This window comes from Aequorivita antarctica (assembly GCF_007997155.1).
Taxonomy (GTDB): domain Bacteria; phylum Bacteroidota; class Bacteroidia; order Flavobacteriales; family Flavobacteriaceae; genus Aequorivita; species Aequorivita antarctica.
Map to the genome: position 1 here is coordinate 1 of NZ_VORT01000023.1, position 11,775 is coordinate 11,775.

General features: G+C 37.2%; 13 protein-coding genes. 5 read left to right on the forward strand and 8 right to left on the reverse strand.

What is annotated here, in order from left to right:
* Positions 1-153, forward strand: a 153-nt coding sequence (locus ESU54_RS18300) for a T9SS type A sorting domain-containing protein (RefSeq protein WP_146848184.1), incomplete at its 5' end; no start/stop codon positions are given.
* A gap of 125 nt (positions 154-278) precedes the next feature.
* Positions 279-629 carry a DoxX family protein gene (locus ESU54_RS17350; protein ID WP_111844455.1) on the forward strand — a complete coding sequence of 117 codons (351 nt, stop codon included), beginning with the start codon at positions 279-281 and terminating at the stop codon, positions 627-629.
* Between the two features lie 16 nt (positions 630-645).
* Here ESU54_RS17350 and ESU54_RS17355 read toward each other — a convergent pair whose 3' ends face one another.
* Positions 646-1,422: a S1/P1 nuclease gene (locus ESU54_RS17355; protein WP_111844454.1), complete on the reverse strand. Its 777-nt coding sequence runs from the start codon at positions 1,420-1,422 to the stop codon at positions 646-648.
* Positions 1,423-1,775: 353 nt separating this feature from the next.
* On the opposite strand from ESU54_RS17355, the gene ESU54_RS17360 reads away from it, so the two are divergent.
* The 3 genes from ESU54_RS17360 to ESU54_RS17370 all read left to right on the forward strand — a co-directional run bounded on the left by ESU54_RS17360 (position 1,776) and on the right by ESU54_RS17370 (position 4,885).
* The gene (locus ESU54_RS17360) at positions 1,776-2,705 is read left to right on the forward strand and encodes an alpha/beta hydrolase family protein (RefSeq protein WP_111844453.1); all 930 of its coding nucleotides are present in this window, start codon (positions 1,776-1,778) and stop codon (positions 2,703-2,705) included.
* A gap of 44 nt (positions 2,706-2,749) precedes the next feature.
* Positions 2,750-4,087 carry a DUF819 family protein gene (locus ESU54_RS17365; RefSeq protein ID WP_111844452.1) on the forward strand — a complete coding sequence of 446 codons (1,338 nt, stop codon included), beginning with the start codon at positions 2,750-2,752 and terminating at the stop codon, positions 4,085-4,087.
* 84 nt (positions 4,088-4,171) lie between these two features.
* Positions 4,172-4,885, forward strand: a complete 714-nt coding sequence (locus ESU54_RS17370) for a DUF4369 domain-containing protein (RefSeq protein WP_111844451.1) — start codon at positions 4,172-4,174, stop codon at positions 4,883-4,885.
* Here the strand turns inward: ESU54_RS17370 and ESU54_RS17375 are convergent.
* The 7 genes from ESU54_RS17375 to ESU54_RS17405 form a co-directional block, all read right to left on the reverse strand.
* A complete protein-coding gene (locus ESU54_RS17375) occupies positions 4,880-5,146 on the reverse strand; it encodes a hypothetical protein (protein WP_111844450.1) in 267 nt (88 codons plus the stop codon). The genes ESU54_RS17370 and ESU54_RS17375 overlap by 6 nt on opposite strands.
* Positions 5,147-5,215: 69 nt before the next feature.
* Entirely contained in the window at positions 5,216-6,193 is a 978-nt protein-coding gene (locus ESU54_RS17380; RefSeq protein ID WP_111844449.1) for a type I phosphomannose isomerase catalytic subunit, read from the reverse strand.
* On the reverse strand, positions 6,193-6,603 hold the full coding sequence (locus ESU54_RS17385; RefSeq protein WP_111844448.1) for a 6-pyruvoyl trahydropterin synthase family protein: 411 nt from the start codon (positions 6,601-6,603) through the stop codon (positions 6,193-6,195). The genes ESU54_RS17380 and ESU54_RS17385 overlap by 1 nt, the downstream gene beginning before the upstream one ends.
* A complete protein-coding gene (gene idi, locus ESU54_RS17390) occupies positions 6,600-7,118 on the reverse strand; it encodes an isopentenyl-diphosphate Delta-isomerase (protein WP_111844447.1) in 519 nt (172 codons plus the stop codon). Before idi ends, ESU54_RS17385 begins: the two co-directional genes overlap by 4 nt.
* A gap of 107 nt (positions 7,119-7,225) precedes the next feature.
* Positions 7,226-9,166, reverse strand: coding sequence for an OmpA family protein (locus ESU54_RS17395; RefSeq protein WP_111844446.1), 1,941 nt, complete (start codon positions 9,164-9,166; stop codon positions 7,226-7,228).
* A gap of 12 nt (positions 9,167-9,178) precedes the next feature.
* Positions 9,179-10,126, reverse strand: a complete 948-nt coding sequence (locus ESU54_RS17400) for a PorP/SprF family type IX secretion system membrane protein (RefSeq protein ID WP_111844445.1) — start codon at positions 10,124-10,126, stop codon at positions 9,179-9,181.
* A 57-nt stretch (positions 10,127-10,183) separates the two neighbouring features.
* Positions 10,184-11,775 (reverse strand): DUF7507 domain-containing protein (locus ESU54_RS17405; protein WP_146848185.1); only part of this gene is annotated, 1,592 nt, incomplete at its 5' end.

The following is an 11,775-nucleotide window of genomic DNA, read 5'->3' on the forward strand; positions in this document are numbered from 1 at the left end:
TATGATTTAAACGGAAGACTAGTAAGCCAGACAGACCTTCGCACCATGCAAGGTGTAAAAGCAGTGGATGTTTCATCGCTTGCTTCTGGAGTTTATATGGTACAGATAATTGGTGACAATGCAAGCATTGTGAAGCGCTTGATTAAAGAGTAATCACCAAATAACCAACCAAAAAAAGGAAACCCCTTCAGCTTTTGCTGAGGGGGTTTTCACATTTTAATAAATTGAAGCTTCGCAAGACTTTCAAAAAGATTACTTTTAAAAACTAAAATAAAGCTATGTTACCTTGGCATCAATACCTCATGGGAGTGCTTTTTGTGCTCGCCGGAATGAACCATTTTCGAAAACCAAAACTATACGAGCGCATTATGCCTCCATATATTCCTGCCCATAGCGCTATGGTTATGTTGAGCGGTATTGCAGAAATGATTTTGGGTTTTATGGTAATGAATAAAAACACCCAAAGTGAAGCAGCCTGGGGAATTATAATTATGCTCCTGGTTTTTCTATCAGTTCATATTTATATGCTCCAGAATGAAAAAGCAGCAATGAAAATGCCAAAATGGGTACTCATACTTAGGCTTCCATTACAATTTGGATTGATATATTGGGCATATCTTTATACTTAATTGAAGAAAAATTAAATTAGCTGAAAATTTCATTTAAAATTTTCGCCAATCGGATGCCACCCTTTTGAAGTTGGGAGCGTAGCGTATCCATATATTCATACATATAATTGTAACTTAACTTTTCTCCAATTTCGGTATGTGCATAAATGTCTTCACAAAGTGCGCGGCTCTCATACATCCAGTCTAGAACGTTTCCTTTTTTTATAGCTTCTACTTGCTCTTTTGAAAGCACATCGGTATTTGTAGCGACTTCGGTATAGGACATTTCGTAAAAATCCAGCATTTTATAATCCCAAACTGTATGAAGGTTTGTGCCATCGTTAAACCAGCGAACCTGAAAGTCGTTACCGCCTTTGTCCTCCGCCAAACCAATATGCAGCGGCTGATGCAGGTCTCCCAGAAAATGGACCAGCATTTTTAGATGAAAAACCTTATCTTTCCTTGAGGATTTATCATCCTTTAATACAGCAATACATTCTTCAATTCCCTGAATTATATCGCCTTTTTCACTCTTAGGATGGGTTTCGTATTTTTCACCGAACGGAAAATTCACATAATGCCACGGGCCATAATGGTCATACGCACGATCGCTTTTAATATCATCGCCATAATTTGCCACAAAAGCGAGAGAATGACCATCCAGTAGTTTTGAGATTTGCTTTTCTGCTTTTTTGTTTAAATATTTTCCGGCAATTTCACCCACCACTCTGTGGCCAGTCTTGCCCCAGTCTTCTGCGGCGGAAAGACAGTTTGAAAAAATGGAAACCAATAACACTACTACAAACTTTTTCATCATTACAAAAATTTTATTTCGGATAAACTCATATCAGGATTGGCAAAGATAGTATCCTGAATTTCAAAATAGAACCAAAACTTTTCAAATTATCAAACAAATCACAATTCATTCTTTATAAGAAATTTGAGAAATAGGAATACTTCGACTACGCTCTGCGGTGAAATGGAATACCTAGATTATTCATCTTCCATTGTTTTACCTATTGTTAATATGTATTTCGTACTTATTTGGGGACATTTATAATAGATTGCAGCAGCATTTGGCTTCCAAAGAAAGATCATACAAAAGCAATATAATTGTGCTTTCTTTGTTAAAACATGCACTGCAATCTGTAGTTTTAAAATAAATAGATGAAACACACCTTTCTGATCCTTCTTTTTTTCTTCGGAATAATAGCCACCGCGCAAAACAAAACATATAATTCCGAAGATTTAAGCATTACTCCATTAATCGATGGTACACTAATGGCGCCTGATGCATCTGGAAAATTACCTTTGGCAATAATTGTTGGAGACAGTGGACCTACGGACCGAAATGGAAACCAGCAAATGATGGTAAACAATTCCTTGAAATTTTTGGGCGAAGGACTTTATGAAAACGGAATCGCCACTTTCAGGTACGACAAAAGGATCGTAAAACAAATGAAGAAAAGAATGGTAACTGAAAAAAACATTCGTTTTGACGATTTTATTGGTGATGCAGTTGCAATCCTTGAATATTTCAAAAAAGACAAGAGGTTTTCAAAAATATATTTCATTGGCCATGGCCAAGGTTCGTTGGTTGGCATGGTTACTGCCCAAAGTGGCGCAAATGGATTTGTTTCTATAGCTGGGGCCGGACAGGAAATTGATGATATGATCGTGGATCAACTAACTAAAGAAGCTCCTGGCCTTGTTGATAATGCACGAACTTCCTTTGATGACCTTAGAGCAAATGGTGTGGCTTACAACTATAGTGACGGGTTAGCATCTATTTTCAGAAAGGAAATCCAGCCATTTATTTACAGTTGGATGCAGTTTGACCCCAAAGTGGAAATAGCCAAACTAGACATTCCCGTCTTGATAATAAATGGTGATAAGGATATTCAAGTTCAAGTTTCTGAAGGTGAATTGCTGAAAAATGCAAAACCGGATGCTGAATACAAAGTAATTCCAAAAATGAATCACATTTTTAAAGAAATTGAAGGAAACAATTTGGAAAACAGTAAGTCCTACAATATATACAACCTCCCTGTAATGCCTGAATTGATTAATACTGTTAGTGATTTCATTAAAAAATAATTCAAATAAAAAAATAATTGTATTTTGCGTCAAAACCATCAAAAATGCAAGATACAACTGCCGAAATCATAAAGGACACCACTCCTCTTTTTACCAATGACACCATTGTTTTTGGAATTTTAATGATAGCCTTGGGCTTTATTTTTTATACTTCTTCACGTGAGGATGGCTTTTGGAAAAAATTCTACGGTGTTGTACCAGCGCTGTTCATGGCTTATTTTCTTCCTGCATTACTGACTACCTCAGGCGTCATTTCACCAGAATGGACTTCCGTTTCTGAAGCTGGGGAAGTCTCGGCGGGAAGCACAAGTTTATATTATATGTCCAGTAGGTATTTATTGCCAGCCGCATTGGTACTGATGACGTTGAGTATTGACCTGAAAGGGGTTTTCAACTTAGGGCCGAAAGCGCTGATTATGTTTTTGGCGGGAACTGCCGGAATTATTATTGGTGGCCCCTTGGCTGTTTTGATAGTTGGAACCATTCACCCTGAAGCCGTTGGTGGTGTTGGGGCCGACGCTGTTTGGCGTGGGCTTTCTACCCTTGCTGGAAGCTGGATTGGTGGTGGCGCCAACCAAACTGCGATGTTGGAAATTTACGGTTATAACCAAAAGCTATATGGCGGGATGGTTTTCGTGGATATTGTTGTTGCCAATATTTGGATGGCCATAATCCTCTTCGGAATTGGAAAATCAGAAAAAATTGACAAATGGCTGAAAGCAGATACTTCAGCCATTGAAAATTTGAAACAAAAGGTTTCCGATTATGCCAAAAAAGTAGATAGGAACCCAACCTTGAAAGATTTAATGATTTTAGCTGCAATTGCTTTCGGGACTGTAAGTTTTGCACATTTTGGTGCTGATTTAATAAGTGCTTTTTTCACATCAGTAGTAGATGGTATTCCAAAAGGTATAACCAAAAATATATTTACATTTTTAGATTCCAGTTTCTTTTGGATGATAACAATAACTACAATTATTGGCGTACTACTTTCCTTTACTAAAGCTAAACGCTACGAAGGTGCTGGAGCGAGCAAATTCGGCAGTGTTTTTATTTACATTTTGGTGGCGAGCATCGGAATGAAAATGGACCTGACTCTGATTTTTGAAAACATGTGGCTAATTGTAATAGGTTTGGTTTGGATGAGCGTGCATGCGGGAATAATGATTTTGGTGGCAAAAATGATCCGTGCACCATACTTTTTCTTAGCAGTAGGAAGTCAAGCGAATGTTGGTGGCGCGGCATCGGCCCCCATTGTTGCCTCAGCGTTTCACCCTTCTTTGGCAACGGTTGGCGTTCTTTTGGCCGTTTTTGGGTACGCCATAGGAACGGTTGGTGCTATTTTATGTACTGTATTAATGCAATTGGCATCAGTTTCGTAGATTTTCAAAAAAAATATCCATCTTTGCACCTTCGTAAACCGAAGCTAAATTCAGCATAGGTTTTACCTTTAAAAAAAAGACAAAATGCGTTATTTTCTTTCCCTTGCAATTCTATTTCTAAGCCTTATAAGCTGTTCCACAGATAAGGAAATGATGAACCTTACAGGTACCGTGAAGGGCCTAAAAAAAGGAACGTTACTTCTACAAAAATTTGAGGACACAGTTTTGGTTACTGTAGATTCTTTGATTGTGGACGGAAGTTCAAATTTTTCATTTTCTGAAAAAATTGAAAGCCCAGAAATTTACTATCTCTATGTTCAGCTGAAAGATGGAACATTGCGCGATGACCGCATTACCTTTTTTGCCGAAAATGGTGAACTGAACATTAAAACCAATCTGAAAAATTTTGGCAGCGCAGCTGTGGTTACAGGCTCTGAAAACGACAAAGTACTGAGGGAATACCTTAAACTGAAGAATCGTTACGTGATCAAGAACTTGGGTTTGATTGAAGAAAGATTGAAATTGGGTAATAAAGTTACAGATTCTTCCGCTTTGAAAATAGATCAGAAACAACGGGCATTGCTTTCAAGTAAATATTTGGCAACAATAAATTTCGCAATCAACCATAAAGATAATGAAGTAGCGCCTTATTTAGTACTAAGTGAGGTTTATGACTCCAACATCAAGTATTTGGATACCGTTTACAGCTCGCTTTCACCAAAAATAAAAGACTCCAAATACGGAAAGGAATTGGAGTCTTTTATTATAAATCGTAAAAAAACAGATACTATTTTATAGTGTGTTTATTTTATCGATAAGTTTTCTGCCACGTTCTTCAAGTTCAACGTTTATGGCTTTGAAATGCTTCTTTTTATTATCAACGTCTTTTTGGTTCACTTTTGTAATTAGGTCATCAAAAGTAGTAATTGCTTCGTCGATAAGTGCTTCGGCCTTTTTGTTGTCTTTATCAGCGTTGGTCAGTTCCCAGATGTAAACTGCCTCAATAATATCGCCCAAAACATAGTTTAAGTCTTTTTTTAAATCTCTTACGTTTGCCATTTTATTCTATTTATTTATTGCTATTATTTATTCTTGGTCATTTTATAAATCGGGCAAAGGTACGAACATTTACGGAATGTACACTTCCAAAAAGCTTGCGGAATTTGTAATAAATTTTATTTCAGGTAATTGAGCCGGAATCAAGATGGTTTCGCCCTTTTTAATTATTTCTGAAAAATCATCAGTTTCAATCATAGCAGTACCTTCCAAGCACATATAGACTGTGAATGAAAGGATTTCTTCCAAATCGCGAACGTAGTTTTGTGAAAGAATAAGTTTATTTACTGTAAAGAAGTCTGTAGTTCCAATAGGTACGGGTATATTTTTTTCTTCTGAATAACTCCTCTTTGCTTTGGAAGGACTGAAATCTATTGCTTCTAAAGCCAAATCGTTGTGTAATTGCCTCATTTGGCCATTGGTGTCTGGCCTATCCCAATCGTAAATTCTATAGGTAATATCTGAAGTTTGTTGAATTTCAGCCAGTAAAATACCTGCGCCAATAGCGTGTACGGTTCCTGGTTTCAAAACAAAAGCATCCCCTTTTTTTACTGGTTCATAATTCAAGATTTCTGTAATTCTTTTTTCAGAAAGTGACTTTAAATATTTTTGTTGCCCCATCCCTTCATTGAAACCAAGGATAAGTCTTCCGTCTTTTTCTACATCGAGAATGTACCACATTTCGGTTTTACCAAAGGAATTGTGTCTTTGCTTTGCCAAAACATCATCTGGATGAACCTGAACGGAAAGATCTTCTCGGGCATCAATAAATTTGAAAAGCAACGGAAATGTGTTTCCAAAACCCTTATATACCTTTTCACCTACCAACTTTTCTGTGTAATTCTCCAGTAACCAATTAAGGGTTTTTCCTTTGAACGGTCCGTTGGTTATTTCGGAAACATTTTCAGAAACTCCAGAAATCTCCCAGCTTTCACCAATATTTCCTTTGGCTATTTTTTTAAATATTTTGTTCAACTTATTGCCTCCCCATACTTTTTGTTTCAAGATGGGTTCAAACTTTAGCGGGTATAAAGGTGAAATGGTAATCATCAGTGGCCGTTGTAAACAACAAAATTACGGGGGGTTTCGTATAGTTTTATGGAAATGTCAAATTTGGAATCAATTCGAGCCCTTAATTTGTTCCAAATTACAATTGCAATATTTTCTACCGTAGGGTTCAGGTTTTTAAATTCGGAAACTTCAATGTTCAGGTTTTTATGATCGAAGGCGTCCTCAATTTCTTCTTCAATAATTCGGCTTAAAATTTTCAAATCCATCAAAAAGCCAGTTTCGGGATCAATTTCACCAGTAATACCTACTTCCAATTCATAATTATGACCGTGGTAATTGGGATTGCTGCATTTGCCAAAGACTTCAAAATTCTTGACATCATCCCATTCTTTTTTGAAAAGTCGATGTGCTGCATTAAAATGTGCTTTTCTATAAACGGTCAGGCTCATACAAGTAAGTGTTGGTAAAATTTATCAAAAATAATTTTGAACCAGGCTGTGTAAATTTCGGGGTTGGCTTGAATGTCTTTTTTAACATCATCCAAATCCATCCATTTCCATGAGGCTACTTCTTCTTCATTAATATTGGGGGTTCCTTCAAAATTTCCAATAAGAATATGGTCAAGCTCATGCTCCGTCAACCCATTGTCAAAAGGTGCTTTGTAAATAAATGAGGTGGTTTCCTTAATATCGGTAACAAAACCCATTTCTTCAAAAAGTCTTCTTTTTCCGGCTTCTAAAGTAGATTCGCCATCGCGTTGATGACTACAGCAAGTGTTGGTCCAAAGCCCAGGGGAATGATATTTATGCAACGCCCGTTGTTGCAACATCAGTTCATTTTTGTCATTAAATACAAAGATCGAAAATGCCCTGTGAAGCACTCCTTTTTCGTGTGCTTCTTGTTTTGGCATTAGCCCCAATTGCTCGTCTTTTTCATTTACGAGAATAACTTTTTCTTCAATCATTTTTAAACAACTTTTGTTTCAAAAGTACGAAAAGAGAAAGTGTTTTAAAAGCAAAAAGTGTTCAATATCTAGTATTGAACACTTTCGCAAAACTTAATTTGGTTAATTTAATTCTTTATGATAAACATAGATCTTCTATTAAGCTGATGTTCTTCGGCAGTACAAGGAACTCCGTTTGAACATTGATTAACAAGTTGAGTTTCTCCATATCCTTTGGCAGTCAGTCTGTTTTTGTCGATGCCTTTTCCAACAAACCATTTTAGGGTAGATTGTGCACGACGCTCAGAAAGAGATTCATTATAACTATCGTTCCCACGAGAATCTGTGTGAGATTCAATATGGATAATCAATTCTTTGTACTCTCTCATTGCTGCAAGAATCTTAGCCAATTCTATTTCTGCATCTGGACGGATGTTTGATTTGTCAAAATCAAAATAAATTGGTTGTAGGTTCAATTTGCAGCCTAAATCGTTTGGCGGACAAATGCCAATTCTTTTCAATGGAAGTGGTACATCTATGGTTCCAGAAAGCACAGGCGTTTGTATCATTATTTCATAAGGATTATATCCTTCTTTAACTCCTCTAACTGTGTATTGTATTCCGCAATCAGCTAAAAAACTGTAGGTTCCATCATTCTTGGCCGTAGTCTGGCTAACCAATTGATTGTTTTCATCTAGTAGAGAAACGGTAGCTCCTGGTAAAGGGTCTTTTGTTTCTTCGTCAAATACTTTTCCATTTATAGTTATTGAACATATTTCCTTTACTAAATAGATGTCGTCATCAATACTACCTCTGTCCCCTCCTCTGTTTGAGGAAACGTAACCAATACGATCATCTTCATTGATGATAAAACCAAAATCATCTTGAGCACTATTTGAAGGTGCTCCCAGGTTTGTAATTGTTCCTGGTTTTCCATCTTTATCGAGTGAAGTTACGAATATATCGTACCCACCAAGGCCTGAACGACCGTCACTGGAGAAATAGAGATTGTTTTTTTCACTAATAAAAGGAAATGATTCGCGAGCTTCGGTATTTATATTTGGCCCTAAATTTACAGGTTTCCCATAGCTGTTATCCCCAAGAATATCTACATACCAAAGATCAGACATTCCTATCGTTCCGGGCATATCAGAAGAAAAATATAGTTTTTTCCCATCTTGGCTCAGGGCAGGGTGCGCTATTGAATATCCTTTATTATTGAAAGGAAGCTCTACAACATTAGACCAATTATAACCCCCTGTTTTAGTTGCTTTATATAGCGTCAGTCTTAAGGTCTTGAACTTATTTGATTTATCGAGACCCTTTTTGCCATCCAAAAAAGTATTTCTTGTGAAATAAACGGTACTTCCATCTTTAGAAAAAGTAGCTGTAGACTCGTTATATTCGGTATTTATATCGCCCCCTAATTTCATTGGGTTACTCAATTCCCCATTGGGTGACCTATCGGCAATAAAGAGATCTAAATAAGGTTCTTGAGTCCATTCATTTATTTTAGAACCAGTAGTATTTCCGGCTGAGGCATACACTACTTTATCTTTTCCATAGAAAGCAGGACCAAAATCTGAAGTTGGAGAATTAATTCCAACCTTATCTATCACAAAATCTCTTGATTTGAAAACGGTACTCTTTAAATAATCAGGATCATTTTCAAACTTTGCAATTACAAGCCCTTTTCCCCCTTTTGCAACATAATTTTTTAATAGCGCGTCGGACTCATCATATTTACCTAAACTTTTCAAAGATTGCGCAGCCCTATAGTAATATTCAGGCTCTATTTGGTCAGGAAATTGTTTTACAAGTTTATCATACCACTTTGCCGCGTTTGTATAATCTCCATTGAAGTAATACGTATCGCCCAATTTCTTGAATATCTCGGCAGATTCATATCCATCAGCCACTACTTTCAAATAGATTTCGCGGGCATCTATATATGCATACTTATCAAACTCTTTATTTGCTTTTTTGACATCCTTTTTTTGAGAAAAGGCGCTTCCAGTTGTTAAAACTACTAAAGCGAAAAGTAATATGTTGCGTACTATTGTATTCATAGTCTTGATTTTTTAGAAGAATCTCGGAGTTAGCACTCGTTCAGGTTTATTGAACAATTCAAAGCGAAGCATAACTTCATAGGAGCCATCACTGTAGGCTTCAATATCGGTTGTTTGATAATCATAAGCGAAACCAATGAATATTTGGTCAGTAGCTTGAAAACCAACCAAACCACTCATAGCGGCACTCCATCTATATGCTGCGCCTAGGGTTACTTTATCATACAACAAGAAATTGGCCGAAACATCAGCCTGAAGAGGCGAACCGCTCACCATTTTGAACAAAGTTGCTGGTTTGAATTTTAAGTTATCGCTAAGATCAAATACATAACCCGCAATCAAGAAATAGTGCATACGTTCTGCAGCGGTTGTTTCTACAGAAGTATTTCCAAGACTACTTTCGTCAAAATGTTTGGTAGTCAAAAAGTTGGGAACGGAAAGTCCTGCATAAAATTTTTCGGTATTGTAGTAAATACCTGCTCCAATTTGTGGTTGAAGTTTATTGTCAATGTTGTTTTCATCAAAGTAAGGATCGTTATAGAGATCTCTGGGAAGATTTAATCTTGAATAATCAAGATCCAAAATATCCACACCAGCTTTAAGACCAAAAGACAACTTTGCAGTTTCAGATGTATTGATGCTATAGGAATAATCTATATTAAAGTTGGTTTCTATAGAGGGTCCAATTCTGTCATTTACTACAGATAGGCCTAGCCCCATATTGTTCCCAACTGGTGAATTTACAGTGAATGTTCCCGTGTTGGGTGCGCCATCACCAAAATTTACCCATTGCGTCCGGTACAGTAAACCAAAGCTTAGGGCTTCACGATTTCCTGCATAGGCAGGGTTTACCACCTCAGTGTTGTACATGTATTGTGTGTACTGTGGATCCTGCTGCGCTTTACTTGAAAACGTGCCAAGCAAAATCAAAATCAGTAGTGTTAGATAACTGTGTTTCATAGTTATGTATTTTTAATCCTGGGAGGGAATTTCCTCCCAGGAATTTTTTTGATTTTTCTATCTGTTAATATATAAATATCCGTTATAGCTAGCCTTACCAGGGTTTTCACCTTGGAAAGTTAGAATATAGAAATATGTTCCGGTTGGTAGATTCTTATCTTCTTGAACAGTTACTCGTCCTTCAGAAGTACCATTAAACGTATTTTCACTGTCAAGCTCACCTCTTCCGTAACCATCTGTTTCATAGACAAGAACACCCCATCGGTTAAAGATTTTCACATTATTGTTTGGGTAGTTGTGAATACCTTTGATCCAGAAGAAATCGTTCATACCGTCACCATTTGGTGTAATACCGTTATAAATTTCAAAGCTAGCACCCAATACCTCTGGCAATATAACTACTGTAGGGTCATCTGGCTCACCATCACCGTTGTTATCGTTATTGGTTAGGTCTGTTGGATCATCTGAATCATCTGTTATAACCGTTCCGTTGGTATCCTCAGCGGTAACAGTAGCCTGATTTACTACTTCACCATTATCAATATCCTGTTGGGTTATTGTGTAGGTTGCGGTAAATGTTGTGCTATCCGTTTCACCTGGTTCCAATTGGGCAATTGGACCTCCAAAGATTTCAATACCTGGTAATGGATCTGTAATCATTATGTTATACAGAGTAACATTTCCTGTATTTGTTACTGCGAATGAGTAGGATATTGTTTCTCCAACATCAGATGCTCCATTACCATCTTCGTCATTAAACTCACCTGTTTTCTCTAAGGAAATTGATGGGTTGTTCTCACAAAGAACTGTAATGGTTGGATCATTTTCAAGATAACTGTTATTATCAGATTGATCAGAAACCATATCACCATTTGGTGCAGTACCATCGGCGGTAGCTTGGTTTTCAATAAATCCGGTATCAACATCAGTCTGTGTAATTGTATATATCGCAGTAAACGTTGCCAAGTCTTCTTGACCAACAGCTAGGCTGATTGGCCCTCCAACAACAGCGACCAATGGATCAGTTACCGTTACGTTGGTCAATGCAACGTTGCCTGTGTTTTTAACACTGAAGCTATATAGAATTGTTTCTCCTAGATCGGCACATCCATTACCATTCTCATCAACCGGCACACCTACTTTTATTAAAGCAATAGCAGGGTTTTGGCAAAGTTGGGTAATGGTTGGATCATCTTCTAATTCACTATTATCATCAGATAGATCGCTTACTGTAGTTCCAGAACCATCGGTACCAGTAACAATTGCTTGGTTTTCAACAAATCCTGTATCAATATCAGCTTGTGTGATAGTGTAGATTGCTGTGAACGATGTTCCATCAGTATTACCTGGCGCCAATGTTATTGGACCTCCGTTTACAGTTACCAACGGATCAGTTATTGTTATGTTTGATAACGTAACATTTCCAAGGTTGAATACTGTGAAGTTATAGGTTATAGTTTCATCAACATCCGCACAACCGTTTCCGTTTGTATCGTCAACAACACCAGTTTTAATAAGTGCTATTACTGGATTCTGACACAGTTCGATTACCGTTGGGTCATTTTCTAGTACGCTGCTCTCATCAGAAAGATCGCTTACTACAGTTGCATCTGGTGCAGTACCTTCAGCAATTGCCTGGTTTGTTACTT